Origin of the sequence: Streptomyces sp. NPDC001903, from assembly GCF_042891345.1 — a bacterium.
In the GTDB taxonomy this organism is placed as follows: domain Bacteria; phylum Actinomycetota; class Actinomycetes; order Streptomycetales; family Streptomycetaceae; genus Streptomyces.
On the sequence record NZ_JBIASZ010000028.1, the window covers coordinates 69,761 to 95,763 of the forward strand.

The 26,003-nt window shown below is 72.7% G+C and carries 27 protein-coding genes and 1 tRNA gene; 17 read left to right on the top strand and 11 right to left on the bottom strand.

What is annotated here, in order from left to right:
• Positions 1-137: 137 nt before the first annotated feature.
• Both ACFYZS_RS37830 and ACFYZS_RS37835 read left to right on the top strand, forming a co-directional pair.
• Positions 138-222: transfer RNA gene (locus ACFYZS_RS37830), tRNA-Leu, on the top strand.
• A 73-nt stretch (positions 223-295) separates the two neighbouring features.
• Positions 296-655 carry a zinc ribbon domain-containing protein YjdM gene (locus ACFYZS_RS37835; RefSeq protein ID WP_389023291.1) on the top strand — a complete coding sequence of 120 codons (360 nt, stop codon included), beginning with the start codon at positions 296-298 and terminating at the stop codon, positions 653-655.
• A 78-nt stretch (positions 656-733) separates the two neighbouring features.
• Here the strand turns inward: ACFYZS_RS37835 and ACFYZS_RS37840 are convergent, their stop codons facing one another.
• The 3 genes from ACFYZS_RS37840 to ACFYZS_RS37850 form a co-directional block, all read right to left on the bottom strand.
• A complete protein-coding gene (locus ACFYZS_RS37840; protein WP_389023294.1) occupies positions 734-2,170 on the bottom strand; it encodes an amino acid permease in 1,437 nt (478 codons plus the stop codon).
• Positions 2,171-2,389: 219 nt separating this feature from the next.
• Entirely contained in the window at positions 2,390-3,934 is a 1,545-nt protein-coding gene (locus ACFYZS_RS37845; RefSeq protein WP_389023297.1) for an APC family permease, read from the bottom strand.
• A 99-nt stretch (positions 3,935-4,033) separates the two neighbouring features.
• On the bottom strand, positions 4,034-4,984 hold the full coding sequence (locus ACFYZS_RS37850; protein ID WP_389023300.1) for a hypothetical protein: 951 nt from the start codon (positions 4,982-4,984) through the stop codon (positions 4,034-4,036).
• Positions 4,985-5,179: 195 nt separating this feature from the next.
• Between ACFYZS_RS37850 and ACFYZS_RS37855 the strand changes: the two genes are divergently transcribed.
• Positions 5,180-5,614, top strand: a complete 435-nt coding sequence (locus ACFYZS_RS37855) for an ASCH domain-containing protein (RefSeq protein WP_389023303.1) — start codon at positions 5,180-5,182, stop codon at positions 5,612-5,614.
• Positions 5,615-5,793: 179 nt separating this feature from the next.
• Here the strand turns inward: ACFYZS_RS37855 and ACFYZS_RS37860 are convergent, their stop codons facing one another.
• On the bottom strand, positions 5,794-7,449 hold the full coding sequence (locus ACFYZS_RS37860; RefSeq protein WP_389023306.1) for an FAD-binding dehydrogenase: 1,656 nt from the start codon (positions 7,447-7,449) through the stop codon (positions 5,794-5,796).
• An 85-nt stretch (positions 7,450-7,534) separates the two neighbouring features.
• Between ACFYZS_RS37860 and ACFYZS_RS37865 the strand changes: the two genes are divergently transcribed.
• The 8 genes from ACFYZS_RS37865 to ACFYZS_RS37900 all read left to right on the top strand — a co-directional run bounded on the left by ACFYZS_RS37865 (position 7,535) and on the right by ACFYZS_RS37900 (position 14,033).
• Positions 7,535-8,056, top strand: a complete 522-nt coding sequence (locus ACFYZS_RS37865) for an NUDIX domain-containing protein (RefSeq protein ID WP_389023309.1) — start codon at positions 7,535-7,537, stop codon at positions 8,054-8,056.
• A gap of 9 nt (positions 8,057-8,065) precedes the next feature.
• Entirely contained in the window at positions 8,066-8,464 is a 399-nt protein-coding gene (locus ACFYZS_RS37870) for a YidH family protein (RefSeq protein WP_389023312.1), read from the top strand.
• A complete protein-coding gene (locus ACFYZS_RS37875) occupies positions 8,461-8,781 on the top strand; it encodes a DUF202 domain-containing protein (protein ID WP_389023315.1) in 321 nt (106 codons plus the stop codon). Before ACFYZS_RS37870 ends, ACFYZS_RS37875 begins: the two co-directional genes overlap by 4 nt.
• Before the next feature lie 83 nt (positions 8,782-8,864).
• The gene (locus ACFYZS_RS37880) at positions 8,865-9,161 is read left to right on the top strand and encodes a hypothetical protein (protein ID WP_389023318.1); all 297 of its coding nucleotides are present in this window, start codon (positions 8,865-8,867) and stop codon (positions 9,159-9,161) included.
• Positions 9,162-9,277: 116 nt separating this feature from the next.
• Positions 9,278-10,189 (top strand): MBL fold metallo-hydrolase, encoded by a 912-nt coding sequence (locus ACFYZS_RS37885; RefSeq protein WP_389023320.1) that lies wholly within the window; start codon positions 9,278-9,280, stop codon positions 10,187-10,189.
• A gap of 136 nt (positions 10,190-10,325) precedes the next feature.
• Positions 10,326-11,396, top strand: a complete 1,071-nt coding sequence (locus ACFYZS_RS37890) for a phosphotransferase family protein (protein ID WP_389023323.1) — start codon at positions 10,326-10,328, stop codon at positions 11,394-11,396.
• Between the two features lie 9 nt (positions 11,397-11,405).
• On the top strand, positions 11,406-12,644 hold the full coding sequence (locus ACFYZS_RS37895; protein WP_389023326.1) for an acyl-CoA dehydrogenase family protein: 1,239 nt from the start codon (positions 11,406-11,408) through the stop codon (positions 12,642-12,644).
• A gap of 189 nt (positions 12,645-12,833) precedes the next feature.
• Positions 12,834-14,033, top strand: a complete 1,200-nt coding sequence (locus tag ACFYZS_RS37900) for a S8 family serine peptidase (RefSeq protein WP_389023329.1) — start codon at positions 12,834-12,836, stop codon at positions 14,031-14,033.
• Between the two features lie 4 nt (positions 14,034-14,037).
• Here ACFYZS_RS37900 and ACFYZS_RS37905 read toward each other — a convergent pair whose 3' ends face one another.
• The 3 genes from ACFYZS_RS37905 to ACFYZS_RS37915 form a co-directional block, all read right to left on the bottom strand.
• Positions 14,038-14,643 carry a TetR/AcrR family transcriptional regulator gene (locus ACFYZS_RS37905; RefSeq protein WP_389023332.1) on the bottom strand — a complete coding sequence of 202 codons (606 nt, stop codon included), beginning with the start codon at positions 14,641-14,643 and terminating at the stop codon, positions 14,038-14,040.
• 77 nt (positions 14,644-14,720) lie between these two features.
• Positions 14,721-16,460 (bottom strand): class I adenylate-forming enzyme family protein, encoded by a 1,740-nt coding sequence (locus ACFYZS_RS37910; protein WP_389023335.1) that lies wholly within the window; start codon positions 16,458-16,460, stop codon positions 14,721-14,723.
• Positions 16,445-17,224, bottom strand: a complete 780-nt coding sequence (locus ACFYZS_RS37915; RefSeq protein WP_389023371.1) for an SDR family oxidoreductase — start codon at positions 17,222-17,224, stop codon at positions 16,445-16,447. Before ACFYZS_RS37915 ends, ACFYZS_RS37910 begins: the two co-directional genes overlap by 16 nt.
• A gap of 115 nt (positions 17,225-17,339) precedes the next feature.
• On the opposite strand from ACFYZS_RS37915, the gene ACFYZS_RS37920 reads away from it, so the two are divergent.
• From ACFYZS_RS37920 to ACFYZS_RS37935, 4 genes are all read left to right on the top strand, one after another.
• Complete coding sequence (locus ACFYZS_RS37920; protein WP_389023338.1) at positions 17,340-18,608, top strand: exo-beta-N-acetylmuramidase NamZ domain-containing protein; 1,269 nt, start codon at positions 17,340-17,342, stop codon at positions 18,606-18,608.
• 185 nt (positions 18,609-18,793) lie between these two features.
• A complete protein-coding gene (locus tag ACFYZS_RS37925; protein ID WP_389023341.1) occupies positions 18,794-20,185 on the top strand; it encodes a serine-threonine protein kinase in 1,392 nt (463 codons plus the stop codon).
• Between the two features lie 151 nt (positions 20,186-20,336).
• Positions 20,337-20,963 carry a hypothetical protein gene (locus ACFYZS_RS37930; protein ID WP_389023344.1) on the top strand — a complete coding sequence of 209 codons (627 nt, stop codon included), beginning with the start codon at positions 20,337-20,339 and terminating at the stop codon, positions 20,961-20,963.
• Between the two features lie 70 nt (positions 20,964-21,033).
• Complete coding sequence (locus ACFYZS_RS37935) at positions 21,034-21,798, top strand: 3-keto-5-aminohexanoate cleavage protein (RefSeq protein WP_389023347.1); 765 nt, start codon at positions 21,034-21,036, stop codon at positions 21,796-21,798.
• Here the strand turns inward: ACFYZS_RS37935 and soxR are convergent.
• Positions 21,779-22,222 carry a redox-sensitive transcriptional activator SoxR gene (gene soxR / locus ACFYZS_RS37940; protein WP_389023350.1) on the bottom strand — a complete coding sequence of 148 codons (444 nt, stop codon included), beginning with the start codon at positions 22,220-22,222 and terminating at the stop codon, positions 21,779-21,781. The genes ACFYZS_RS37935 and soxR overlap by 20 nt on opposite strands.
• 134 nt (positions 22,223-22,356) lie before the next feature.
• Here soxR and ACFYZS_RS37945 point away from each other — a divergent pair, with 134 nt between their 5' ends.
• The gene (locus ACFYZS_RS37945) at positions 22,357-22,818 is read left to right on the top strand and encodes a MaoC family dehydratase (protein WP_389023353.1); all 462 of its coding nucleotides are present in this window, start codon (positions 22,357-22,359) and stop codon (positions 22,816-22,818) included.
• Position 22,819: 1 nt separating this feature from the next.
• Here ACFYZS_RS37945 and ACFYZS_RS37950 read toward each other — a convergent pair whose 3' ends face one another.
• The 3 genes from ACFYZS_RS37950 to ACFYZS_RS37960 all read right to left on the bottom strand — a co-directional run bounded on the left by ACFYZS_RS37950 (position 22,820) and on the right by ACFYZS_RS37960 (position 25,094).
• Complete coding sequence (locus ACFYZS_RS37950) at positions 22,820-23,467, bottom strand: TetR/AcrR family transcriptional regulator (RefSeq protein WP_389023356.1); 648 nt, start codon at positions 23,465-23,467, stop codon at positions 22,820-22,822.
• Between the two features lie 91 nt (positions 23,468-23,558).
• Complete coding sequence (locus ACFYZS_RS37955; RefSeq protein WP_030860375.1) at positions 23,559-23,849, bottom strand: YiaA/YiaB family inner membrane protein; 291 nt, start codon at positions 23,847-23,849, stop codon at positions 23,559-23,561.
• Between the two features lie 93 nt (positions 23,850-23,942).
• Positions 23,943-25,094 carry an acyl-CoA dehydrogenase family protein gene (locus ACFYZS_RS37960; protein ID WP_389023359.1) on the bottom strand — a complete coding sequence of 384 codons (1,152 nt, stop codon included), beginning with the start codon at positions 25,092-25,094 and terminating at the stop codon, positions 23,943-23,945.
• An 89-nt stretch (positions 25,095-25,183) separates the two neighbouring features.
• Between ACFYZS_RS37960 and ACFYZS_RS37965 the strand changes: the two genes are divergently transcribed.
• Positions 25,184-25,840 (top strand): TetR/AcrR family transcriptional regulator, encoded by a 657-nt coding sequence (locus ACFYZS_RS37965; RefSeq protein ID WP_389023362.1) that lies wholly within the window; start codon positions 25,184-25,186, stop codon positions 25,838-25,840.
• Positions 25,841-26,003: the final 163 nt, after the last annotated feature.

Here is a 26,003-nt window from a genome sequence, read left to right on the forward strand (position 1 = left end):
CTCCCCATCCTCCCGCTTCACCCGGCTCTCCCCAAGGGCGATCCTCGGCCGCCGGGGGGTGTGATCGAGGACCCCGGAATGTTTGGTAATGTTTTCCACGTCGGAACGGCCCGCGAGGGACGTGAGACAGACACCTTGTCCGGGTGGCGGAATGGCAGACGCGCTAGCTTGAGGTGCTAGTGCCCTTTATCGGGCGTGGGGGTTCAAGTCCCCCCTCGGACACAGAGCGAGAACCCCACTTCGGTGGGGTTCTTCGCGTTGTCCGGCCCGTTCTCGCTGCGGCTACCCTGAAGACGTGATCGAGAACCTTCCTCCCTGCCCGACATGCTCCTGTGAGTACACCTACGAGATGAACGCCCTCGTGGTGTGCCCGGAGTGCGGCCACGAATGGGTTCCCGCCGAGGACGGCGCGCAGGCCGGGCAGGGCTCCGGCGAGAAAGTCGTCAAGGACGCCGTGGGCAATGTGCTCAGCGACGGCGACAGCGTGACCGTGGTCAAGGCGCTCAAGGTCAAGGGCAGCCCGTCCGGGATCAAGGCGGGCACGAAGGTGCGCAACATCCGGCTGATCGACGGCGTGGACGGCCACGACATCGACTGCAGGATCGACGGCTTCGGCGCCATGCAGCTGAAGTCCGGCGTGGTCAAGAAGGCCTGACCCACCGCCTCACGACAACGCAGAAGGACCCCGCCCTGCGGCGGGGTCCTTCTGTGTTCGGTGCGCGGCCAGGGGCCGTCAGCGGTTCGCGGCGATCTCCGCCACGCGGCCACGGACCAGGAACCAGCCGCCGACGAGGGCCGCCCCGATGACGGGGACGCACATCACCGTGGTGCGGCCGACGCCGCCGTCGCACCACATGAGGACCAGCACGGCGGCCAGGAACACCAGCGTGACGATCTGCGTGTACGGGGCCCAGGGCAGGCGGTAGGACGGGCGCTGCACGCCGCCCTGCTGCGCGCGCCGCCAGAAGAAGAGCGAGCAGATCATGACCATGGCCCAGGTGCCGAGGATGCCCAGCGAGGCGAAGTTCAGGACGAGCTCGAAGGCGTCCTTCGGCATCAGGTAGTTCAGGCCGACGCCGGCGAGGCCGAAGGCGGCGGTGAAGAGCACGCCGCCGTAGGGGACCTTGCCCTTGTTCATGCGGGCGGTGAACTTCGGCGCGGAGCCGGACATGGCCATCGAGCGCAGGATGCGGCCGGTGGAGTAGAGCCCGGAGTTCAGGCTGGAGAGCGCCGCGGTCAGGACGACGAGGTTCATGATGCCGGCGGCGCCGGGGACGCCCAGCTTGTCGAAGACGGTGACGAAGGGGCTCTGGTCCGAGGAGTACGAGGTGTACGGGAGCAGCAGCGCGAGCAGGATCACCGAGCCGACGTAGAAGAGGCCCACGCGCCACATGATCGAGTTGATCGCCTTCGGCATGATCTTCTCGGGGTTCTCGGTCTCGCCCGCGGCGACTCCGCACAGCTCGACGGAGGCGTACGCGAAGACCACGCCCTGGAGCAGCAGGAGCATCGGGAGCATGCCGGACGGGAAGATGCCGCCGTTGTCGGTGATCGAGGACAGGCCCGGGGTGTGGCCGTCGATCGGGTGGCTGGTGGCGACCAGGTAGATGCCGACGAGCAGGAAGATGCCCAGCGCGGCGACCTTGACCAGGGAGAACCAGAACTCCATCTCGCCGAAGTACTTCACCGAGATCAGGTTCGCGGTGAGGACCACGGCGAGGGCGATCAGGGCGAGGACCCACTGCGGGACGCTGGTGAACATGGACCAGAAGTGGGCGTAGGTCGCGGCCGCGGTGATGTCGGCCACGGTGGTCGTGGACCAGTTCAGGAAGTACAGCCAGCCGGCCGTGTAGGCGCCCTTCTCCCCCATGAACTCGCGCGCGTAGGAGACGAACGCGCCGGAGGAGGGCCGGTAGAGCACGAGCTCGCCGAGGGCCCGGACGACGAAGAAGGCGAAGATGCCGCACACCGCGTAGGCGATCGCGAGGGAGGGGCCCGCGTTGGCGAGCCGGCCGCCGGCGCCGAGGAACAGGCCGGTGCCTATCGCCCCGCCGATCGCGATCATGTTGATGTGGCGGGACTTGAGGTCCTTGCTGTAGCCCTCGTCACCGGCGTCGACGTGGCGGGAGGACGCCGGGGCGGGGGCCTCGGTCAAGGTGCGGTCACTCATGTAGGGCTTCGCCTTCGTGGGTGGGACAGGCAGGTCCGTGCCGCCGCGCAGGGGAGCTGGGTGGTGTCACCTGTGCGGGGGTCCGGATGTTTTTGTCGCCCCAGGAGACCATGAGCCCCGGCCATGGCCAAAACCCGGCCTCCACGCACAGAAGCCCCCGGCGACCATGGAAACAGGTGCCGGGGGCTTCGTACGAGCACGAAAGCGAGGCGGCGGGGCTCAGTCGCGGGGGTCGGCCTCCGCGGCCTGGTCGAGGCGGAAGGCCTCGTTCCCGAGGCCGATGCGGGCGTGCACCTCGGGCCGGCGGCTGCGCAGGACGGCCCCGTACAGCAGCCCGCCCACGACGGAGGCGCCGATGATCCCGGGCAGGATCCAGCTGAGCGCGGAGCCCTTCTCGGCGCCGACCAGGACGTCGAAGTCCTTCACCGTGTAGACGGCGATGGCGAGGAGGGCGATCCCGGCGGCGCCGGCCGCGACGAGCCGCCAGACCTGGGCCCCGGCGGTGCCGCGGCGGACGAAGAAGGCGATGACGGCGAAGGAGGCGGCGGCCATGAGCAGCGTCACGCCGAGGGCGCCGACGTTGCCCATCCAGGTGAACAGGTGCAGGACCGGCGTGGTGGGGTCCCCGGCCGGCTTGTCGTCGGTGACGGCGAAGGCCAGGACGACGAGGACGGAGACGACGGTCTGCAGGAGCGAGCCGGTGGCGGGGGCGCCGGTGCCGGCGTTGGTCCGCCCGAAGGCGGCCGGGAGCAGGCCCTCGCGGCCCATGGCGAAGGCGTAGCGGGCCACCACGTTGTGGAAGCTGAGCATGGCGGCGAACATGCCGGTCACGAAGAGGACGTGCAGGACGTCGGTGAAGGCGGCGCCGAGGCGGGCCTCGGTGAGCTGGAAGAGCAGGCCGGGGCCGGCTTCGGCGGAGGTCTTGACGACCTCGGAGGGGCCGGTGGCGACGGTGAGGGCCCAGGCGCTGAAGGCGAAGAAGAGGGCGACGAAGCCGACGGCCAGGAACATCACGCGGGAGACGACGATGTGGGGCTTGCTGGTCTCCTCGGCGTAGACCGGGGACTGCTCGAAGCCGACGAAGGCGGCGATGCAGAAGCACAGGGCCGTGCCGAGACCGGGTCCGCTCAGGGTCGCGGGGTTGAAGGCCTGCAGCGAGAGGCCTTCGGCGGCGGGCTTGCCGAGGGCCGCGATGTCGAAGACGACGACGAGGACGACCTCGATGAGGAGGAGGACGCCGAGGACCTTGGCGTTGAGGTCGATCTTGAGCCAGCCGAGCGCGCCGGTGAGGGCGACGGCCGCCAGGGCCGGTATCCACCAGGCCACGTCGATCCGGAGGTAGGTGGCGAAGAGGCCCGACATCTCGAAGCCGAGGATGCCGTAGACGCCGACCTGCATGGCGCTGTAGGCGACGAGGGCCACGAGCGAGGCGCCGGCGCCCGCGGTGGGGCCGAGGCCGCGGGCGATGTACGCGTAGAAGGCGCCGGCGTTGTGGACGTGCCGGCTCATCTCGGCGTAGCCGATGCCGAAGAGGGCGAGCACGACCCCGAGGATCACGAAGAGCAGGGGCTGGCCGACGATGCCCATGACGCCGAAGGTGGTGGGCATCACGCCGGCGACCACCATCAGGGGCGCGCTGGCGGCGAGTACGGAGAGCAGCAGTCCGGCGGTGCCGAGGCGGTCGGCGCGCAGGGCGCGGTCCTGGCCCTTGTAGGTGCGGATCTCGGGCGCGGTGCTGAGCGTGGTGGATCTGCCCGTCGCCATGGCGGGGGTCCTTTCGGGGGAAGGTCCGGGGGAGGTCGTGCGGAGCGGGGGTGCGTCGTGCGGGGTGCGGTCGTGCGGGGTGCCGTGCGGCCCCGCCGCTCAGGCCGTGCCGAGCGCGGCGCTGCGGGCGGCGAGGAAGGCCTTGTGCGGGTCGAGGTCCGGATAGGACCAGGGGGCGGGCGTGGCGTGGCTGCCGATGCGGTGGAAGAGGGCCGCAGCCTCGGCCGGACGGCCCTCGCAGAGCTTGGCGTGGGCCAGGAAGTTGAGGTCGACCCGGTTGCGGGGGTGGTCCTCGCGCTCCCACTCCAGCCACCAGTCGAAGGCGGAGCGCAGCACCTGGCGGGCGCGGCGGCTCGACCAGTGGGCCACGGCTCCGGCGCTGCTGTCGGAGCCGTACTTGCCGGCCAGCACCCGGTAGCGCTCGGCGTGGGCGATGACCGGGAGGACGGCCAGCGGGGAGTCGGCCGGGGACTCCTCGGCGGCCCAGGCGGCGAAGTCGTAGACCTCGTGGAGGGGGTCGTGGCCGGACGAGGGGGTGTGTTCGGCCAGCCGGGCGACCATCAGGTGGTGGGCGTGGTGGTGTTCGCGGTGGCGGGCCCGGACCTGGTCGAAGTGGCGGCTGAACTCCTCCACGCTGCCGAAGGCCCGGGTGAGCATGAGCAGCCCGAGCCAGGGGGTGGGGTCGGCGGGGAGCAGCGCGGCGGCCCGGCGGCAGGCCTCCTCGGCGGCCTCGGGCGTGCCCTTGCGGCGCAGGGCGGTGAAGACGGCGGCGCAGGCGAGGAGGGTGGCGGCGTCGGGGCTCTCGGGTTCGGCGAGCAGCCATTCGCGGGCCCAGGCGGTGGCGGCGGGGGTCTCGGCGAGCACGACGAGGCGGTGGCCGCGGCGGTCCCAGTCGTCGCCGGTGGCGACGAGTAGGGAGCGGGCCTTGACCCACCGGCCCTGGGTGAACTGGGCCCGTACGTCGACCAGTTCGGTATCGCACAGGGCCGGGTCGAAGAGCTGGGCGTCCCGCTTGCGGGCGCGGCCGAGGGGCGGCGGAGGCGGGGACATCCGCGGAATTCCCTCCAGAACACGGGCGCGGGCGGACGGTTTGGCTGGATGATCACGCACAGCAAAGCGGTACGCACAGCTCCGAGTCAAGGTCCAGTCCACTGCGTGGCGTGTTTCAACTGGTGCCGGCATGGGGACAGTTGGGGCGGTTCAACTCGTTCGCGGCCGCCGCGGGGGCGACCGTAGGGTGGGTCCATGACGACGTACGAGGATCTCCCGCCCGCTCTGTTCGCCTTCCCCGGCCCGCTGCGCGACTCCCTGGTGGCGGCGGTGCTGAGCGGGGAGAAGACCTCGACGACGGGGTTGCTGACCGAGTACGAGGCCGTGGGCGACCCGCTGCCGGTGGTGGGCGAGCGGATGGCGGTCATGGACTCCGCCGAGCGTCCGGTGGCCGTCCTGGAGGTGACGGACGTACGGGTGCTGCCGCTCGCGGAGGTGGACCTCGCGCACGCGCTGGACGAGGGCGAGGGGTTCACGTCCGTGGCCGAATGGCGCGCCGTCCACGAGCGGTACTGGCACGGGCCGGAGATCCGGGAGGTGCTCGGCGACCCGGAGTTCGCCGTGTCCGACGACACGCTGGTCGTCGCGGAGCGCTTCCGGGTCGTCGAGATCCTTCCGGACACCCCCTAGGGGGTGTCCGCAAAGTAGCGCCGTGCGCCCGAAGGGCAGTCCCGCGGCGTCCGGTGCGTGCTCTCGGTGTGCCGGGCGGAAGCCGGTGTACTGGACGTACTCGGGATTTCGCCCGGTGCGCGGAGAGCGCGTGCCGGGCGCCGCGGGGCAGGCGGGACTTTGCGGACACCCCCAGGGTCTCAGCCGACCGCCTCGGCAGCCGCGCGGCCGGCCGCGCGGCCCGAGAAGATGCAGCCGCCCAGGAAGGTGCCCTCCAGGGCGCGGTAGCCGTGGACCCCGCCGCCGCCGAAGCCGGCCGCCTCGCCCGCCGCGTACAGGCCGGGCAGCGGCTCGCCGGAGCCGGTGAGGACCCGGGACGACAGGTCGGTCTCCAGCCCGCCCAGGGACTTGCGGGTCAGGATGGAGAGCCGTACGGCGATCAGCGGGCCCGCCTTCGGGTCGAGGATCCGGTGCGGGGCGGCGGTGCGGATCAGCTTGTCGCCGAGGTACTTGCGGGCGCCGTGGATGGCCGTCACCTGGAGGTCCTTGGTGAAGGGGTTGGCGATCTCGCGGTCCCGGGCCACGATCTCCCGGCGGACGGTCTCCTCGTCGAGCAGGTCCTCCTTGGTGACCGCGTTCATGCCGCGCACCAGCGAGGCGAGGTCGCGTTCGACGACGAAGTCCGCGCCCTTGTCCATGAAGGCCTTCACGGGCCCCGGTACGGCCTGGCGCGCCCGGTCGATGACGTCGCGGACCGACTTGCCGGTCAGGTCCGGGTTCTGCTCGGAGCCGGAGAGGCCGAACTCCTTGCCGATGATGCGCTGGTTGAGCACGAACCAGGTGTGGTCGTGGCCGGTCTTCATGATGTGGTCGAGCGTGCCGAGGGTGTCGAACCCGGGGAAGAGCGGTACGGGCAGCCGCTTGCCGGTGGCGTCCAGCCAGAGCGAGGACGGGCCGGGCAGGATGCGGATGCCGTGCCGGGTCCAGATCGGGTCCCAGTTCTCGATGCCCTCGGTGTAGTGCCACATCCGGTCCTTGTTGATGTGGCTGGCCCCGGCCTCCTCCGCGATGCCGAGCATCAGGCCGTCCACGTGCGCCGGTACCCCGGAGAGCATCCGCTGCGGCGGGGTGCCGAGCCGGGCCGGCCACTGCTTGCGCACGAGGTCGTGGTTGCCGCCGATGCCGCCGCTGGTGACGATCACCGCCTGGGCCCGGAGCGAGAAGGCCCCGGTGCTCTCGCGGCCGCTCGCGGTGCCCCGTACGGCGTCCGAGGGTTCCAGGACCTCGCCCGTCACGGTGTCCAGGACGCCGGCGGTCCGGGCGAGCCCGGTCACCCGGTGGCGGAAGCGGAGCTGCACCAGGCCGCGGGCCACCCCGGCGCGGACCCGCCGCTCGAACGGGGCGACGAGGCCCGGTCCGGTGCCCCAGGTGATGTGGAAGCGGGGGACGGAGTTGCCGTGGCCGTTCGCGTCGTAGCCGCCGCGTTCGGCCCAGCCGACCACCGGGAAGAAGCGGACGCCCTGGGCGTGCAGCCAGGGCCGCTTCTCGCCCGCCGCGAAGTCCACGTACGCCTCCGCCCAGCGGCGCGGCCAGGCGTCCTCCTCGCGGTCGAAGGCGGCGGTGCCGCGCCAGTCCTGGAGGGCGAGCTCGCGACTGTCCTTGATCCGCATCCGCCGCTGCTCGGGCGAGTCGACGAAGAACAGCCCGCCGAAGGACCAGTGCGCCTGGCCGCCGATCGACTGCTCGGGCTCCTGGTCGAGCAGGATGACCTTGCGGCCCGCGTCGACGAGCTCGGCGGTGGCCGCGAGGCCGGCGAGCCCCGCCCCGATCACGATCACGTCTGCGTCGTACGTCATGGCGAACCCGTCCTCCGGTCGGTGATGGGGCAGATCCTTTGCTACGGAGCGGTAACCAGTCAACAGCGGTGGTTGGATGAGCCCCGTGAGTGCTGCTGACGAAGTGCTGGACGTGGTGGACCGGGAAGACCGGGTGACGGGGCGGGCGCCGCGGGGCGAGGTGTACGCGCGAGGGCTGCTCCACCGGTGCGTGTTCGTCCAGGCCAGGGACGCGCTGGGGCGGATCTTCGTGCACCGGCGGACGGCTTCGAAGCTGGTCTTCCCGTCCGCCTACGACATGTTCGTGGGCGGAGTGGTGGGCGCCGGCGAGGGCTACGCCGGGGCCGCGCTGCGGGAGGCCGAGGAGGAACTGGGGGTGGCGGGGCTGGCGCAGCCGGTGCCGCTGTTCAAGTTCCTGTACGAGGGGCCGGGCGGGGCCTGGTGGTCGTACGTGCACGAGGTGCGCTGCGAGCTGCCGGTGCGGCCGCAGGAGTCGGAGGTGGCCTGGCACGCGTGGCTCTCCGAGGAGGAGCTGGCGGGGCGGGTCGCGGACGGGGCGTGGGAGTGGGTGCCGGACGGGCTGGAGGCGTACCGGCGGCTGCGCGCGCACCGGGGGTCCCACCAGTAGATTGGCCGGGTGATCGACTTCGTCAAGGACGTGCGCCTCTGGTTCGCGCCGCAGCGGGTGAGGGACGAGGGCGAGACCCCCGACTACCGGTTCTCGCTCGCCAACGAGCGGACCTTCCTGGCCTGGATCCGGACCGCCCTCGCCCTGGTGGGCGGCGGATTCGCGGTGGACCAGTTCCTGCCGGACCTGCGCTGGGGGGTGCGGATCGGGATGTCCCTCGCGCTGCTCGCGGTGGGCGCCGCCTGCGCCCTGCGGGCGGTGAACCACTGGGTCACCTGCGAGCGGGCGATGCGGCGGGGCGAGGACCTGCCGATCTCCCGGTTCCCGGTGGTGCTGAGCCTGGGGGTGGGGCTGGTCGCGGTGTCGATGGTGCTGGTGGTGCTGATGGGCTGGACGAGCCGGCCGTGACGGCCTCGCGTACGGCGGGCCGCGACGCGGGGCTGCAGCCCGAGCGGACCCGGCTCGCGTGGCGGCGTACGACGCTGGCGTGCTCGGTGACGGCGGTGCTGGCGCTGCGGACGGCGCTGCGCGGATCGGGCTCCGGGGTGGAGGTGCTCGCGGCGGCGGTGATCGTGCTGATCTGGCTCGCGTTCCTGGGGATCGCGCACCGGCGGGTGCGGCAGTTGGCGGCGGCCCGGCCGCCGGGGCTCGCGCCGCGGTCGGCTCTGGCGGTGGTGGGGTGCACGGTGGCGCTGTCGGTGTTCGCGGTGGCGGTCATCCTCTGAGCTGCCGATCGGATGATCAGGCTTATCCGTGCCGTTCGGTACAGAACAGGCGATAAGGGGCGTTCCGCATTAGCCTCGGCGCCATGACGACCATGCACCAGGAACACGCCACCCACGCGCACACCCACGGCCCCGACTGCGGCCACACCGAGGTCTCCCACGGGGACCACGTCGACTACGCCCACGACGGCCACCTGCACCGCGAGCACGCGGGGCACTGGGACGAGTGCGAGCCCGCGGGGCACGCGGCCCACGAGGGCCACGACCACGCCCACGGGCCGGCCTGCGGGCACGAGGCCGTGCAACACGGCGACCACGTGGACTACGTGCACGACGGGCACCGGCACGCCGAGCACGACGGCCACTACGACGACCACTGACCGCCCGCGGAAGCACCCCGATCGGCCGCCCGGCCGGCCGACCCCCGCCCTCCCCCGGCGCCGCCGCGACTGGCAGGATGCTGACCGCTTGTCAGAGCGACCCGGGGAGAGCACGCATGACCGCCGAAGAGCCGTACCTCGTCCAGCCCGCGACCGGGGTGTACGCCTACGTCCAGCCGGACGGCGGCTGGTGCCTGAACAACGCCGGCTTCGTGAGCGACGGGGGCCGGACCCTGCTCATCGACACCGCGGCCACCGAGCGGCGGGCCCTGGCCCTGCGCGAGGCGGTCGTTGCGGCCGGGGTGCCGCTGCCGCGCACGGTGGTCAACACCCACCACCACGGCGACCACACGTACGGCAACGCCGTCTTCGCCCCCGGGGCGCTGATCCTCGGGCACGACAACGCGCGCGCCGAGCAGATCGCGGCCGGGCACCAGCTGGAGCTGATCTGGCCGGACACCGACTTCGGTTCGGTCGAGATCACCGCGCCGGACCTCACCTACAGCGACCGGGCCACGTTCCACCTCGGCGAGACGGAGGTCCGGGTCATCCACCCGGGCGTCGCGCACACCACCGGGGACTCGATCGTCTTCCTGCCGCGCCAGGGCGTCGTCTTCACCGGCGACCTGGTCTTCGCCGAGGGCACGCCGTTCCTGGCGATGGGCTCGCTCGCCGGTTCGCTGCGGGCGCTGGACCTGCTGCGCTCGCTGGGCGCGGAGACGGTCGTACCGGGCCACGGGCCGCTGACGGACCCGTCCGCGTACGAGGCCACCGAGCGCTATCTGCGCCACGTCGCCGAGCTGGCCCGGGAGGGCCGGGCCAAGGGGCTGACCCCGCTGGAGGCGGCGCAAGGGGCCGATCTCGGCGAGTTCGCCGCCTGGCGCGAGAGCGAGCGGCTGGTGGCGAACCTGCACCGGGCCTACGCCGAGCTGGCCGGGGAGCCGGAGGGGGCGCCGCTGAACATACTGGCGGTGCTCCAGGACATGACGGTGATGAACGGCGGGAAGCCGATCCTCTGTCACGCATGAGACGGCGGTGCGGGCCGGAGGGGATCCCCCCTCCGGCCCGCACGCGTTCGTCCTGCGCACTGGACGACATACCGACTGGTCGGCATGATGTCACTCGTCCGATCCTTCCCGTTCACTCCGTACGGAGGTGCGCACCATGACCTCAGCGTCAGAGTCCGCTTCGGCCGGCCCCCGGGGCCTCGACCTGGAGCGGCTGCGCGGCCATCTCGACCGGGCGCGGCCCGGGCTCGTGGCCGGGGCGCTGCGCGGCCGGCTGATCGAAGGGGGCCGGTCGAACCTCACGTACGAGATCACCGACGGGGCCGGCCGCTGGGTGGTGCGCCGCCCCCCGCTCGGCCACGTCCTGGCCACGGCGCACGACATGAAGCGCGAGCACCGGGTCATCCGGGCGCTGCACGGCACGGCGGTGCCGGTGCCCGAGCCGGTGCTCCTGTGCGAGGACGAGTCGGTCCTCGGGGCCCCGTTCTACGTGATGGAGTACGTGGACGGGGTCCCGTACCGGAGCGCCGAGCAGCTCGCCGCGCTCGGGCCCGAGCGCACCCGGCGGGCGGTGCTGGGGCTGGTGGACACCCTGGTCGACTTGCACGCGGTGGATCCGCAGGCGGTGGGCCTGGGCGACTTCGGCCGGCCCGAGGGCTTCCTCGACCGGCAGCTGCGCCGCTGGGGCAAGCAGCTCGACTCCTCCCGGGGCCGCGAGCTCGCGGGCATCGACGAGCTGCACGCCGCGCTCGGCCGCTCCCTGCCCGACTCCCCCGCCCCGACCGTGGTGCACGGGGACTTCCGGCTGGACAACGTCCTGATCGGCGGTCCCGACGACACGATCCGGGCGGTGCTCGACTGGGAGATGTCCACGCTCGGGGATCCGCTGACCGACCTCGGGCTGCTGGTGATGTACAGCTCGGACCTGGGGCTGACCGACTCGCCCGTCAGCACGACGAGCGGGGCTCCGGGGCATCCCTCGCCCGCCGAGCTGATCGAGCGGTACGCCGCCCGCTCCGGCCGGGACACCGGCGCGATCGCCTGGTACACCGCCTTCGCCTGGTTCAAGCTCGCCGTGATCCTCGAAGGCATCCACTACCGCTACACGCTCGGGCAGACGGTGGGCGCGGGCTTCGACCGGATCGGCGATCTGGTCCCGGTGTTCATCGAGCACGGCCTGGCCACCCTCCAGGGCCTGCACCCCTCCGAAAACGGCCAGGAAGGCTGAGACACACCCATGGACTTCGCATTCGACGCCCGGACCGAGGAACTCCGCGAGCGGCTCCTCGCGTTCATGGACGCGTACGTGTACCCGGCGGAACCCGTCGCCGCCGAGCAGCGCGCGCGGCTGGCCTCGCCCTGGGACACCCCGGCCGTCTTCGGTGAACTGAAGGCCGAAGCGCGCCGCCAGGGCCTGTGGAACCTCTTCCTGCCGGATGCCGAGCACGGCGCCGGGCTGACCAACCTCCAGTACGCCCCGCTCGCCGAGATCACCGGCCGCAGCCCGCACCTGGCGCCGATGGCGACCAACTGCGCGGCCCCGGACACCGGGAACATGGAGGTGCTCGCGCAGTTCGGCAGCGAGGAGCAGAAGAAGCAGTGGCTGGAGCCGCTGCTGGCCGGGGAGATCCGGTCCGCCTTCGCGATGACCGAGCCGGAGGTGGCCTCCTCGGACGCGACGAACATCGAGACCCGCATCGAGCGTTCGGCGAGCGGTGGCGGGGCCGACGAGTACGTGGTCACCGGACGCAAGTGGTTCATCTCCGGGGCCATGAACCCGGACTGCAAGATCTTCATCGTCATGGGCAAGACCGACCCGGAAGGCGCCGATCCGCGCCGCCAGCAGTCGATGATCCTGGTCCCCCGCGACACTCCGGGCGTCGAGGTGCGCCGCGCGATGACCGTGTACGGGTACGAGGACCACGACCACGGCGGCCACGCCGAGGTGGTCTTCGACGGGGCCCGGGTGCCGGCCGCGAACCTGATCGGCGAGGAGGGCTCCGGCTTCGCGATCGCCCAGGCCCGGCTCGGCCCGGGCCGGATCCACCACTGCATGCGGCTGATCGGCATGGCGGAGCGGGCCATCGAGCTGATGTGCCGGCGCGCGGTGGGCCGTACGGCCTTCGGCAAGGAGCTGGCCGCGCAGGGGGTCGTGCAGAACTGGATCGCGGACGCCCGGGTCACCGTGGAGCAGCTGCGCCTGCTGGTGCTTAAGACGGCCTGGCTGATGGACACGGTCGGCAACCGGGGTGCGCACACCGAGATCCAGGCCATCAAGATCGCGACCCCGCGGGCGGTGGTGCGGATCCTGGACGACGCGGTGCAGCTGCACGGCGCGGGCGGGGTGAGCCAGGACTTCCCGCTGGCCGAACTGTGGGCGGCGGCGCGGACGCTGCGGCTGGCGGACGGGCCGGACGAGGTGCACCAGCGCTCGCTGGCGCACCGGGAGCTGAAGAAGTACGCGGGCCGCTCCTGAACGTGCGGGAATCGTGCAGGAGTTCGCGTGAACCCATGTACGACGTGAAGGCGGTGCGGGGGGCCTTTTAAGAAACCTTGTTGAACAACCCCGAACCGCCGGTACGTTCTTGATTTGCGCCTGTCAATCGGAACAGGGTTCTCCAGAAAGTTTGACGCCCCACACGTCAGCAAGAGGAGAACTCTCCAGATGGCAACTCACAAGCGCTCGCGCACCTTCCGGTACGCGGCGGTCGGCACGGGAGCCGCCGCGGCGGCCGCCGTGGCCCTGATCGCCAGCCCCTTAGCGGGGGCGGCGACACCGGCCGAGGGAACGGTCTACGGGCTGGGCGCACCCGGTGCGATCAGCGGTAGCTACGTCGTCATCCTCGACGCATCCGCGAACAAGGAAGAGCTGGCCAAGAAGTACGGCGGCGAGCTGAAGCGCACCTACAGCTCCGGGGTCAACGGCTTCTCGGCCGCCGGCCTGAGCGAGACGGAGGCCAAGCGGCTCGCCGCGGACCCGGCCGTCGGCAAGGTCGTGCAGAACAAGAAGTTCACCATCAAGGCCACCCAGGACAACCCGCCGTCATGGGGCCTGGACCGGATCGACCAGACGGCCAAGGCGGGCGACAAGAAGTACAACTACCCCGACAGCGCCGGCGAGGGCGTGACGGCGTACGTCATCGACACCGGGATACGGACGACCCACAAGGACTTCGGCGGCCGTGCGACGTCCGGGTTCGACGCGGTGGACAACGACGACAAGGCCGACGACGGCAACGGCCACGGCACGCACGTCGCGGGCACCATAGCCGGGTCCGCGCACGGCGTCGCCAAGAAGGCGAAGCTGGTCGCGGTGCGGGTGCTGGACGACAACGGCTCCGGCACCACCGAGCAGGTGGTCGCGGGGATCGACTGGGTGACCCAGCACCACTCGGGCCCCTCGGTGGCCAACATGAGCCTGGGCGGCGGCGCGGACGAGGCGCTCGACGAGGCGGTGCGCCGGGCCATCGCCTCGGGCGTCACCTTCGCGGTGGCGGCGGGCAACGAGTCGGCCGACGCCGGGCAGGGCTCCCCCTCGCGGGTCCCGGAGGCGATCACCGTGGCGTCGAGCACCATCGACGACGAGCAGTCCTCGTTCTCGAACTTCGGCTCCGTGGTGGACCTGTACGCGCCGGGTTCGGACATCACGTCCGACTGGAACGACAGCGACACCGGTACGAAGACCATCTCGGGCACCTCGATGGCCACCCCGCACGTGGTGGGCGCCGCGGCGGTCTACCTGGCCGGGCACCCGACCGCGACCCCGGCGCAGACGGCCGCGGCGCTGACGGCCGCGGCCACGAGCGGAGCCGTGACCAACCCCTCGGCGGGCACGGCGAACAAGCTCCTGAAGGTCGCCCCGTAGGGCATCAGGGGCGCAGGGCGCGCAGCAGCAGGTCGGCGAGGTGATCGGCGACCTGCTGCGGCGTGAGCGGACCGTCCGCCCGGTACCAGGTGGACAGGTGGTGGACCGAGCCGAAGTGGTAGTCCACCACCAGGTCCGCGGGGGTGGCGGTGGAGAACACCCCGGTACGCTGGCCTTCCTCGACCAGCGCCCGGAACCGCTCGTGGTAGCGCCGGCGCTCCGCCCGCACCTGCTTGAACTTCTCCGGACTGAGCTGGTGCATCGACCGGAAGAAGATCGCCGCGTCGTCGAGGTTCTCGATGGTGGTGACCACCACGTCGGCGGCCGCGGCGCGCAGCCGCTCCTCGACCGGGGCGCCGGAGTCGGCCACCGCGTCGAGGCGCTGCTGCTGGAGGCGCAGCATCCGCGCGTACACCTCGTGCAGCAGGTCGTCCTTGGATCCGAAGTAGTGGTAGAGCGCGCCCTTGGTGACACCGGCCGCCTCGACGATCTCCTGGACGGAGGTGCGGTCGTAGCCGCGCTCGGCGAAGAGCCGGGTGGCGACGGCCAGCAGCCGCTGCGGCACCGGGGTCTCGTGCGTGCCCTCGGGCTCCGTGGTCCTGGCAGCCATGGCGCTGACCTTCCCTTCCCTGTTCCCTGGTCCGTACGACCAGCTGTGCGAGCCGCTGTGCGACCGTACGGCTGTTTTCAGCCGCGGTCGCGCAGTTCCCGTCGCAGGATCTTGCCACTCGTCGTCTTCGGCAGGACAGGCAGGATCTCCACTTGGCGCGGGTACTTGTACGCGGCGATGCGGGCGGCGCAGTACGCGGACAGCTCCTCCGGCTCCGCCGAGGTGCCCGGACGCAGGCTCACGTACGCCTTCACGCTCTCGCCGCGGTACGGGTCCGGGACGCCGACCACGGCCGCCTCGCGCACGGCGGGGTGGGTGTAGAGCACGTCCTCGACCTCGCGCGGCCAGACCTTGAACCCGGAGGCGTTGATCATGTCCTTCTTGCGGTCGACGACGTAGAGCCAGCCGTCCGCGTCCATGAAACCGACGTCGCCGGTGCGCAGTTCGCCGTCCGGGAAGGCCTTGGCGGTGTCCGCCGGCAGCCCCCAGTAGCCGGGGACGACCTGCGGGCCGCGGACGGCGATCTCGCCGGTCTCCCCGAAGGGCACCTCGGCGCCGCGCTCGTCCAGGATCCGTACGAGGGTGTCGGCGCCGGGCAGGCCCACGGAGAGGGTGCCGGAGGCGGGGTCCACCGGGGCTTCGAGGTGTACGGGGACGGAGGCGCAGGGGGCGGTGCACTCCGTGAGGCCGTAGCCGTTGCGCAGGTAGAAGCCGTAGGCGGCGCGGAGGCGTTCGACGAGGGCGGGCGGGAGCGGGGCGCCGCCGGAGGAGAGCACCTGGAACGAGGAGAAGTGGTCCGCGGTGGCCTCGGGGTGTGCGGCGAGGGCCATGAAGGCGGTGGCCGGGCCGACGGCGTAGGCGGGGCGGTGCGCCAGGAAGGCGTCGAGGACGACGCCGGCGTCGAAGCGGTGGGCGAGGACCAGGGTGCCGGCGTTGGCGAAGCAGGCGCCGAGCTCGCAGACCATGCCGGTGATGTGGAAGAGGGGCGCGAGGGCGAAGTAGGTGGCGCCCTCGGGGAGGGGGTGCCCGGTGACCTGCCGGACGGCGTTGTGGCTGAGCGCTCCGTGCGGGTTCATGGCGCCCTTGGGGGTGCCGCTGGTGCCGGAGGTGTAGCTGATGAGCGCGGTGTCGGAGGCGGTGAGGCCGGGGTCCGGCGGGGCGGGGTGGCCCCCGCGGGCCGTGGCGGTGAGGTCGGCGGGGGTGACCGGGGCGGTGGCGTCCGCCTCCGCCGGCGCGGGCTCCGCCGGGACGGGCTCCGCCGGGACGGGCTCCGCCGCCGCGAAGACGCGCGGGTCGTCGCGGGTCTGGAAGTCCCGGTCCGAGGCGGTGAGGGCGACCCGCACGGCCGTACCGCGGAGCGCCTCGGCCGCGTACGCCGTCCACGCGCGGCCGTCGCAGACCAGCGCGGCGGCCCCGGAGTCGCGCAGGATGTGCCCGATCTCGCCCGCTTTGTACATGGGGTTGAGCGGAACGACCACCGCCCCGGCCTTCCAGGCGGCCAGGACGGCGAGCACGAAGTGCGGGGTGTTCTGGAGCATGACGGCGACCCGGTCGCCGCGCCCGATGCCCTGCGCGGCGAGGTGGCCGGCGAGGGAGTCGGAGAGCGCGTCGGTCTCCGCGTAGCCGACGCGGCCGTCGAAGTAGGCCAGCGCGGTGCGTTCGGGGGCCCGGGCGACGGCCTCGCGGAAGGCGTGCAGCAGGCTCGGCGGCGGGGAGACGGGGGCGCGCTGAGCCGGGCTGAGCAGGCCCAGCCACGGCTTGGCGGCGTAGCGGGAGGGCGGGGAGGGCGGGCCGGCCTGCGTCACCTGGTCTCCCACTTCTGCTGGATGTGGCTCATGCCGGTGAGCCAGCGGTCCGGTTCGGTGGCGCGGGCGGCGTAGTAGTCCGCGACCTCGGGGTGCGGGAGGATCAAGAACCGGCCCTTCTCCATGCCGTCGAACAGTGCGTCCGCAACCGCTTCCGGCTCGATCGCGGTCGGCGCGAGGACGAGTGCGCCCGCCGAGCCCGCTGCCGTCAGCATGTCGGTGCGTACCCCTTGCGGGCAGATGGCGTGGACCTGGAGGCCGCGGTGGCGGTAGGTCAGCGAGAGCCACTCCGCGAAGGCGAGCGCACCGTGCTTGGTGACACTGTACGGCGCCGCCCCGATCATGGTCAGCAGCCCTGCGGCCGAGACGGTGGAGACGAAGCGCCCGCTCCCGCGCTCCAGCCAGTCGGGCAGCAGCAGCCGGGCCGCGCGGACGTGCGCCATGACGTTGGTGTCCCAGGCCGCCTCCCACACGGCCTCGTCGGCGAACGCGTCGCCGCCCGAGCCGAGTCCGGCGTTCGCGCAGTAGACGTCCACCCGGCCGCCGAGTGCTTCGCGGGCCTGCGCGACGACGGTCGAGGCGTCGCCCGGGACCGCGATCGCCTTGGCGCCGATCTCCCCCGCCACGGCGGCGGCTTTGGCGGCGTCGAGGTCGTTGACGACCACCGTGGCCCCCTCGGCGGCGAAGCGGTGGGCGAGGGCGGCGCCGATGCCGCCGCCCGCGCCGGTGACGACGACTCGCTGGTCCTGGTACGCGCTCACGGGATCACCCTTCATGGCGTTCATGGCGTTCATGGCATAGATGGCGTTCATGGCGTTGATGGCCGGATGCCGGGCAGACTAACCGGTCGGTATGTCGGGGTGGAAGAGGGCGGGCCCCTAGCGTGGCCGGATGACGCTGTCGCGACGGGGGCTGCTGGGACTGGCGGGGACGACGGGGGCCTTGGGGACCCTGGGGGCGGTGGGCGCGGCCCCGGGCCGGGCCCCGGACCGGGCGGACGCGGCCGCCGAGCGGGTCCGCACCGGCTTCGAGCAGCTCGCCGCCGACGGGTACGAGGCACTCGCCGGCCAGCGGGTGGGGGTCGTCACCAACCCCACGGGGATCACCGCCGACGCCCGCCACCTGGTCGACGTACTGCACGCGGACGCGCGGGTGAAGCTGGTGGCGGTGTTCGGGCCGGAGCACGGATTCCGCGGCACCGCGCAGGCGGGCGATTCCGAGGCGGCCGGACGCGATCCGGCGACGGGGCTGCCGGTGTACGACACGTACGGCAAGAGCGGGCAGAAGCTCGCGGACGTGTTCACGGCGGCCGGGATCGACACGGTCGTCTTCGACATCCAGGACGTCGGGGCGCGCTTCTACACCTACATCTGGACCCTGTACGACTGCATGCGCGCGGCCGCGCTGGCCGGCAAGGCCGTGGTCGTACTGGACCGGCCGAACCCGGTGGGCGGCCGGCGGGCCACCGGGCCCGTACTGCAGAGCGCGTACGCGAGCGGCGTGGGCCGGGAGCCGATCGCGCTCGCGCACGGGATGACGGTGGCGGAGCTGGCCCTGCTGTTCAACGCGGAGTTCCTGGCGGCGAAGCCGGTCAGGCTGAGCACCGTCCGCATGACCGGGTGGCGGCGGGACTCCTTCTTCGGGGCGACCGGACTGCCCTGGGTGCCGCCGAGTCCGAACGTGCCGACGCCGGACACGGCGCTCGCGTACGCCGGCACCTGCCTGTTCGAGGGGACCAACCTGTCCGAGGGGCGCGGGACGACCACCCCCTTCGAGGTGGTCGGGGCGGAGGGCGTGGACCGGCGGTGGGCGGAGGCGGCGCAGGCGCTGGGGCTGCCCGGCGTGTGGTTCCGGGAGGCGTACTTCACGCCGACCTTCTCGAAGTTCGCCGGGAAGGTGTGCGGCGGGGTCCGGCTGATCGTGCACGACCGGGCGGCCTTCGATCCGGTCCGGGCGGGGATCGGGCTGCTGGTGACCGCGAAGCGGACCTGGAGCGGCTTCGCCTGGCGCACGGACCACTGGATCGACCAGCTGACCGGCTCGGACCGGGTCCGCACGATGGTGGACGCGGGAGCGGGGGTCGAGGAGATCGCGGACGACTGGGCCGCGGGGCTGGAGCGGTTCGCGGCGGTGCGGGGGCGGTACCTGCTCTATCCGTGAACCCGCGTGGATGCGTGTGAACCCGCGTGGACCCGCGTGGATGCGTGTGGACCCGCGTGGGTATGCGCGGGTGCGCGTGGGTCCTCGTGAATCCGCGTGAATCTGTGGGCTGCACGGGTCTGGCAGGGCAAGGGCGTCGGCAGGATGCTGGACGGCACCGGAGAGACGGCGCGGAGGGGGACCTCATGTCGGATGCAACGGCGGCGGCGAGCGGCGGGGTGGGGGTCGGCCCGTACGCGGAGCTGACCTTCGATGCCGATGGCGACGTGGACCCGGGCAGCCGGGACGCGGTGGCCTCGCTCCAGGCCACCGACCTGCTGGTGTTCGCGCACGGATGGAACAGCGACCGCTCCACCTCGACCCGGCTCTTCGACCGTTTCTACGCGCCCTTCCCGGGGCTGGTGGGGCCGGGGGTGCGGCTGGGTTACGTGGGAGTCGTCTGGCCCTCGATCCGGTTCTCGGACGAGCCGATACCGGACTTCGACCCCCACGGCGCGCTCGCCGAGCCGGGCCACGGGACGGCCCTGGACCCCGCCACCTTGCGGGCGCTCGGCGAGTTCTGGCCGGGGCGGGTGGCGGAGCTGGACCGGATCGCCGAGCTGCTGGAGGACCGGCCGGAGTCGGCGGCGGCGTTCACCGAGTTCGGGGCGCTGGTACGGGAGCTGGCGGGCGTGGACGTGGTCGATGTGGTGGACGCGGCGGATGCGGCGAGCGCGGTGGGCGCGGTGGGCGCGGTGCTTTCCGTCGGTCCGGCCGACGCGGCCGGTGCCGGCGTCGGGCCGGCCGTACGGGACGTGCCCGCCATCTTCACGCTGGACGTGCTGGAGGTGTGCCGCGCCTTCACCGAGGGGCTGGTCGAGGCGGGCGCGCCGGCCGGGGACGCCGCCGGGCCCGCCTTCTCCCCGGGCGGCGGCCTGCGCGCGCTGTGGAGCGGCGCCAAGGAGCTGCTGCGGCAGGCCACCTACTACCAGATGAAGAAGCGGGCCGGAGTCGTCGGCGAGCGCGGCCTCGGCCCGGTGCTGGCGGAACTGGCGGGCCGCCGCCCGGCCCTGCGGGTGCATCTGATCGGGCACAGCTTCGGGGCCCGGGTGGTGTCCTTCTCGCTGCGCGCGGTGCCGGACGGCGCCCGGTACGTGAAATCCGCGACCCTGTTCCAGGGGGCCTTCTCCCACTACGCCTTCACCGACCGGCTCCCCCACGACAAGGGCAGCGGCGGGGCCCTGCGCGGGATGCAGCGCAGGGTCGACGGCCCGGTGGTCGCCTGCCACTCCCCCTACGACTCGGCCCTGAAGGTCTTCTATCCGCTGGCCTCGCGGATGGCAGGGGATTCGGCCGGTCTCCTCGGCTTCGACGAGCGGTGGGGCGCGATCGGGCACGACGGGGTGCAGGCGGTGCCGGGCGCGCCGCGGCTCACCCTCGACGCGGCCCTGCGCGCGGGGGTCCCGGAGGCCGGTTGCGTCAGTGTGGACACCGGGTCCGTGGTGCGCCGCGGCGGTCCGCCGTCGGGGGCGCACAGCGACATCTGCCACGAGGAGCTGGCCCGGCTCGTGGTTGCCGCGGGGCGCATGGGGCGCTGACTTCCGGCCATGTGCCACCCGTACGCCTCGACCGCCCCCGCATGCGCCCGCAGTCGGCCGGGCATGTTGGGCACATCTCACGGTGCGTCGTCGTTCGACGTAGTACGACGCCCCCCGGTGCGGGCGTGGGCGCGACGGAGGTGAAGGTGTGATGGCGGGATTCCGAAGTCTGGCGTACCAGGTGCGGGACGCACGCAATGACCGTGCCCTGCGGCGCCATTCGCTGCGCCGCTGCCTGGAGCGGTTCGCTCCGTACGGGCACCGGGCGACGTGGTGGCATCTGTGCGACCGGCACGGCATCGCCCCCGAGGACCGGGGGGCCGATCCGCTGCGGCTGGTGGCGGCGCTGGAGGAGTTGGAGGAGGCGCGGGCCGTCTGGCTGGAGTACGAGCGGCAGTTCGCGGAGCGGCGCCGGCGGGAGAAGCACCACGGGCTGCGCCGGCCGGAGTGGGCGTGGGGCGGCAGCGGGGACGCGGTGGTGCGCTGCGCCGATCCGGGGGTGCGGCCGGACGGGACGCTGGGCGAGGTGCTGCGGCGGCTGGTCGCGGCGCTGGAGTCGGAGCCGGGGACGGGATGCCCGGTCTGCGGGGAGCAGGAGCTGCGCTGGCCCGCGCACGGGCCGGGGCAGAGACGGGGGCCCCGTGCGGGGCATCGCGCCTGGGAGGGTGCATGGGCCTGGGACGGCCCGGTGTGTGCGGGCTGCGGGATCGTCGTGCCGAGGCCGGCGCTGGCGGACGCGGTGTCGCTGACGGACCCGGCCTCGGCGGGGGCGGCATGAGCCGGCGGGGGCTCGGGGTGGCGGGGTGACGGGGGCGGGGCCCGATCCGGCTTCGGCTTCGGCTTCGGTCGTGGTGTCGCTGAACGGGGCGCGCGGCGCCGCCGAGGGCCGCGCCGTCCCCCTGTCCCCGCCGGACGTGGTGGAGTCGGCGCTGGCGGCGGTGGCCGCCGGGGCCGGGGAGGTGCTGGTCCATCCGAGGACCCCGTGCGGCCGGGAGAGCCTGTCGCCCCGGATCGTGGGGCCGCTGCTGGAGGCGATGCGGGGCGCGGGGGTCTCCGTACCGCTTTCGGTGTCCGCGGGGATCGGGGCCGAGCCGGATCCGGCGGGGCGGCTGGAGCGGGTCCGGTCGTGGACGGTGCTGCCGGACCGGGCGGTGGTGCGCTTCGCGGAGCCGGGGGCCGAGGAGTTGGCGCAGGCCCTGCTGGAGCGGGGCGTGGCGGTGGACGCGGTGGTCCCGCTGGGCGGGGAGGCCGGTGGCGGCCTTGCGGCGGAGCTGGGCGCAGCGCCGGGTACGGAGCCCGGGCCGCTGGCGCGGTTCCTGGCCTGGCCGGTACGGGATGCGGCGCGGATCCGGCTCGCGGTGGAGCTGGCCGCGGCCGATCCGGCGCTGGTGGCGGGGCTGCGGTGGCTGCCGCCGGTCCCGCTGCTGCTGTTCGGGCGGGAGGCGGCCGCCTGGCCGGTGCTGCGGCTGGCCGCGCGGTGCGGTGCGGGCGTGCGGATCGGTGTGGGCGACGTACTGCACCTGCCGGACGGCCGCCCGGCGCGGTCGAACGCCGAGCTGGTGGCGGCGGCCCGCGGGATCCTCGGCGCCTCGGCTACAGCCGGGAGCCGGTGAGCCGGTCGCCGAAGACGTCGTCCGGATTGGACAGCGCGCAGTTCTTCATCGAGAGGCAGCCGCAGCCGATGCAGTCGGAAAGGTGGTCGCGCAGCCGGGCCAGCCGGCTGATCCGCTCATCGAGCTCGGTGCGCCAGGCCTCCGAAAGCCGGGCCCAGTCCTCGCGGTTGGGGGTGCGCTCCTCGGGGAGCTGGGCGAGCGCGTCGCGGATGGCGGCGAGCGGGATCCCGACGCGCTGGGCGGCTCGTACGAAGGCCACCCGGCGCAGTGCGTCGCGGCTGTAGCGGCGCTGGTTGCCGGTGGTACGGCGGCTGCTGATCAGGCCCTTGGTCTCGTAGAAGTGCAGCGCGGAGACGGCCGCGCCGCTGCGGGCGGACAGCTGGCCGACGGTGAGCTCATGGACTTTTTCAGGAATCTGCGGCACGAGGCCGAGGGTAGTCGGCCGGTCCGACATTCGTTGACAGACCTGTCGTTGACAGATACATGCGGCCCCAGCATGCTGAGCAGCGCGCTGAGCAAGCGCTTATTCGCCTGACATCGCCAGGGAGAGGGAGACGCATGGCCGAGCCGAGGATCTTCACGTCCGCCGAGGAACTGCGCGCAGGGATCGGGGAACCGCTCGGTCCGAGCGGGTGGCTGGAGGTGGACCAGAAGCGGATCGACCTGTTCGCCGATGCCACCGGTGACCACCAGTGGATCCACGTGGACCCGGAGCGGGCCGCGGGCGGACCCTTCGGATCCACCATCGCGCACGGCTATCTGACGCTGTCGCTGCTGCCGAGCCTGGTCCCGCAGATCATGCGGGTCGAGGGCATGAAGATGGGCATCAACTACGGCACGAACAAGGTGCGTTTCCCGGCGCCGGTCCCGGTCGGCTCGCGACTGCGCGCCACCGCCGTGGTCACGGAGGTCGCGGAGGCGGGCGGCGGGGTCCAGGTCACGGCGACGGTCACGGTCGAGCGCGAGGACGGCGACAAGCCGGTGTGCGTCGCGGAGTCGGTGTCCCGCTACTACTTCTGAACTACTTCCGGGGCGCGCCGGGGCCGTCCGGTGCGGCCCCGACCATGCGCAGGACGAGGTCGGCGTAGAGCGCGCCGACCTCGTCGGGCGTGCGGCGGCCCGCGGCGTTGAACCAGCGGGCCACGTCGATGCAGAGGGACAGGACGGCGAGGGTGGTGCCGGGGACGTCCGGAACGTCGAACTCCCCCGCCGCGACCCCGTCGGCGAGGATGCGGCGCACGGCGGCGTCGCTCCGCCGGCGCAGTTCCACGATCTCGGAGCGGTGCTCCGGGGCGAGAGCGTCGAGCTCGTACTGGACCACGCGCGCGGTGGTGTGGTGCGCGGCGTGCCACAGCACGAAGGACCGTACGGCGGCGTCGAGCCGCTCGGCGGCCGAACCCGGGCCGTGAGCGGCGGTCTCCAGGATCTCCAGGGCCTTGTCGTGGCCGATCCGGCTGATCCGGTGGAGCAGCTCTTCCTTGGTCTTGTAGTGGATGTAGAGCGCGGCCGGACTCATCCCGGCCCGTCCCGCGATGTCGCGCGTGGTGGTGGCGTGGTACCCGCGCTCCGCGAACGCTTCGACGGCGGCGACGAGCAGCCGCCGCGCGGCGTCGGGGGTGACCTCCGACCACGGCCGGTAGCCGCCGGTCGTCTCCTCCACGCTGTCCATCGCTCGCTCACCTTCTTCGTCCCGTGAAAGGAACACCTTACCGGAGGGTGAGCAAGCGCTTAGCAGTCTTGCGGGACACGGCGGCCGCCGCTCAGACCTTCGGTTGGAAGGGGTCGTAGTCGGCCATGATCTTCTCCATCCGGGCCTGGTCGACCCGGGTGACGATCTGGGTGAGCTCCTGACGGTCCCGGATCACCTTGGCGAGCGTGAAGGCCGAGGTGGTGAGGTAGAGGACCGCGATGCCGAGGAAGGCGCGGACCCAGCCGTCCACCTGGAGGTGGTAGATCCCCACGGAGACGGCACAGATGGCGACGGCGAAGGAGGCGAGGGCCTGACCGTAATACGCCGCCGAATTGCGCTGCTTGACCGGTGTCTCGTTCATGGGCCCAGCATCGGGCGGCGCGGCGGCCGCCGCCTCCGTGCGCGTACTCAGGTCCGTACTCAGAACGGACGCGCACGTGGAACGGACGCCTACTCAGAAGGCGGACACCCCGGTGCGGGCGCGGCCGATCAACAGCTTCTGGATCTGGCTGGTGCCTTCGTACAGGGTCATCACGCGGGCGTCGCGCAGCAGTTTGCCGGCCGGGTACTCGTCGATGTAGCCGTACCCGCCGTGCACCTGGAGGGCGTTGCTCGCGGCCCGTACGGCGGCCTCGGAGGCGAAGAGCTTGGCGGTGGAGGACTCGGTGGCGAAGGGCTGCCCGCGGTCGATGAGGTCGGCGACGCGCCAGGTCAGCAGCCGGGCGGCGTCCACGTCGACCGAGATGTCGGCGATCAGCTCCTGGACCAGCTGGTGGTGGGCGATCGGCTTGCCGAACTGCTCGCGCTGGGCGGCGTACGAGACCGCCGCGTCCAGGGCCGCCTGGGCGATGCCGACGCAGCCGGCGGCGACCGACATCCGGCCCTTGGCGAGGGCCGACATGGCCACGGAGAAGCCCTTGCCCTCGGGGCCGAGCATCGCGGAGGCGGGGACGCGGACGGCGTCGAGGGCGAGCTCGGCGGTGGCCTGGCCGCGCAGGCCGAGCTTGCCGTGGATCTCGCGGCGGGTGAGTCCGGGGGCGTCGGCGGGGACGAGGAAGGCGGAGATCCCGCGGTGGCCGGGCTCGTCGCCGGTGCGGGCGAAGAGCAGGACCACGTCCGCCCAGGTGCCGTTGGTGATGAACACCTTGCTGCCGCTGATGACGTACGCGTCCCCCTCGCGTACGGCGCGGGTGGTGAGGCTGCCAGCGTCGGAACCGGTGCCGGGCTCGGTCAGGCCGAAGCAGCCGAGCGCCTCGCCGGAGCACAGGCGCGGCAGCCAGGCGCGCTTCTGCTCCTCGGTCCCCCAGGCGGCGAGGGTCTTGGCGACGAGGCCGAGGGAGACGGAGACGATGCCGCGCACGGCGGAGTCGCCGCGGCCGAGCTCCTCGGTGACCAGGACGTAGGCGAGGTGGTCGCCGCCGGAGCCGCCGTACTCCTCGGGGACGGTCAGGCCGAGGAAGCCGAGGTCGCCGAGCTTCTTGACGATGGCCCGGTCCACGCTCTCCGCGCGGTCCCACTCGGCCGCGTACGGCACGATCTCGCGCTCGGTGAACTCGCGGGCGAGCCGGCGTACGGCTTCCTGCTCCTCGCTCAGTTCCAGATTCACCGGGCACCTCCGGGCGGTCCGGTGCCGGGTCGACCAGCAGGTTAACTAGCACCGGTAGTTTATGGCGGGCAGGCCCTACTATGTGGCGCATGGCCAGACCGCGCAAGCCCCTCCTCAGCCGGGACCTCATCGTCGAGGCGGCGGGCGCGCTGGTGGACGCGGAGGGGCTGGGGGCGGTGTCGACGCGTCGGCTGGCAGCGGCGCTGGGGGTCAGCGGGCCCTCGCTCTACAACCACTTCCGCACGAAGGACGAGATCCTGGACGCGGTCGCGGACGCGGTGAGCGCGCGGGTCGACTTGTCGATGTTCGAGCCGGGGGCGGGGCGGGACTGGCGGAGCGCCCTGCACGACTGGGCGCACTCGTACCGGGACGCACTGTCCGACCATCCGAACATCGTGCCGGTGCTGGCGCGCGGCCCGGGCCGGCGTCCGGCGGGGCTGCGGGTGGCGGACGCGGTGTTCGGCGCGATGACGGAGGCCGGATGGCCGCCGGCGCAGGCGACCCGGATCGGTGCGCTGATGCGGTACTTCATCCTGGGCTCGGCGGTGGGCTCCTTCGCCGGGGGTTTCGTGGACGACGAAGCGGCGTACGACCCGTCGGACTACCCCCACCTGGGCCAGGCCCACCTGCTGGCGGAGCGCCGGCGCGAGGTGGACGAGGGCGCGTTCGAGACGGGCCTGGCCGCTCTGCTGGACGGACTGGCCCTCCAGCACGAGGCGTTGACGGGTCGGGCGACGGGCGGTTAGCGGGCTAGGGGGTGTCCGCAAAGTCCCGCCTGCCCCCCGGGCGCACGGCGCTACTTCGCGGACACCCCCTAGGTGTATTGACCCGCAGGGTTGTTGATTCGGCTGATGGGTGGGTGTCCGCCGAGTGCGGTGTGGCAGCGGTGGTGGTTGTAGGTGTGGAGGA

What these genes read in the sequence shown, in the direction of transcription:
- ACFYZS_RS37840 (WP_389023294.1), bottom strand. Translation starts at nt 2,170, where the DNA reads ATGAGTGACCGCACCTTGACCGAGGCCCCCGCCCCGGCGTCCTCCCGC.
- ACFYZS_RS37890 (WP_389023323.1), top strand. Translation starts at nt 10,326, where the DNA reads ATGACCTCAGCGTCAGAGTCCGCTTCGGCCGGCCCCCGGGGCCTCGAC.
- ACFYZS_RS37915 (WP_389023371.1), bottom strand. Translation starts at nt 17,224, where the DNA reads ATGAAGGGTGATCCCGTGAGCGCGTACCAGGACCAGCGAGTCGTCGTC.
- ACFYZS_RS37885 (WP_389023320.1), top strand. Translation starts at nt 9,278, where the DNA reads ATGACCGCCGAAGAGCCGTACCTCGTCCAGCCCGCGACCGGGGTGTAC.
- ACFYZS_RS37955 (WP_030860375.1), bottom strand. Translation starts at nt 23,849, where the DNA reads ATGAACGAGACACCGGTCAAGCAGCGCAATTCGGCGGCGTATTACGGT.
- ACFYZS_RS37930 (WP_389023344.1), top strand. Translation starts at nt 20,337, where the DNA reads ATGGCGGGATTCCGAAGTCTGGCGTACCAGGTGCGGGACGCACGCAAT.
- ACFYZS_RS37845 (WP_389023297.1), bottom strand. Translation starts at nt 3,934, where the DNA reads ATGGCGACGGGCAGATCCACCACGCTCAGCACCGCGCCCGAGATCCGC.
- ACFYZS_RS37860 (WP_389023306.1), bottom strand. Translation starts at nt 7,449, where the DNA reads ATGACGTACGACGCAGACGTGATCGTGATCGGGGCGGGGCTCGCCGGC.
- ACFYZS_RS37895 (WP_389023326.1), top strand. Translation starts at nt 11,406, where the DNA reads ATGGACTTCGCATTCGACGCCCGGACCGAGGAACTCCGCGAGCGGCTC.
- ACFYZS_RS37925 (WP_389023341.1), top strand. Translation starts at nt 18,794, where the DNA reads ATGTCGGATGCAACGGCGGCGGCGAGCGGCGGGGTGGGGGTCGGCCCG.
- ACFYZS_RS37945 (WP_389023353.1), top strand. Translation starts at nt 22,357, where the DNA reads ATGGCCGAGCCGAGGATCTTCACGTCCGCCGAGGAACTGCGCGCAGGG.
- ACFYZS_RS37965 (WP_389023362.1), top strand. Translation starts at nt 25,184, where the DNA reads ATGGCCAGACCGCGCAAGCCCCTCCTCAGCCGGGACCTCATCGTCGAG.
- ACFYZS_RS37900 (WP_389023329.1), top strand. Translation starts at nt 12,834, where the DNA reads ATGGCAACTCACAAGCGCTCGCGCACCTTCCGGTACGCGGCGGTCGGC.
- ACFYZS_RS37950 (WP_389023356.1), bottom strand. Translation starts at nt 23,467, where the DNA reads ATGGACAGCGTGGAGGAGACGACCGGCGGCTACCGGCCGTGGTCGGAG.
- ACFYZS_RS37855 (WP_389023303.1), top strand. Translation starts at nt 5,180, where the DNA reads ATGACGACGTACGAGGATCTCCCGCCCGCTCTGTTCGCCTTCCCCGGC.
- ACFYZS_RS37920 (WP_389023338.1), top strand. Translation starts at nt 17,340, where the DNA reads ATGACGCTGTCGCGACGGGGGCTGCTGGGACTGGCGGGGACGACGGGG.
- ACFYZS_RS37880 (WP_389023318.1), top strand. Translation starts at nt 8,865, where the DNA reads ATGACGACCATGCACCAGGAACACGCCACCCACGCGCACACCCACGGC.
- ACFYZS_RS37850 (WP_389023300.1), bottom strand. Translation starts at nt 4,984, where the DNA reads ATGTCCCCGCCTCCGCCGCCCCTCGGCCGCGCCCGCAAGCGGGACGCC.
- ACFYZS_RS37905 (WP_389023332.1), bottom strand. Translation starts at nt 14,643, where the DNA reads ATGGCTGCCAGGACCACGGAGCCCGAGGGCACGCACGAGACCCCGGTG.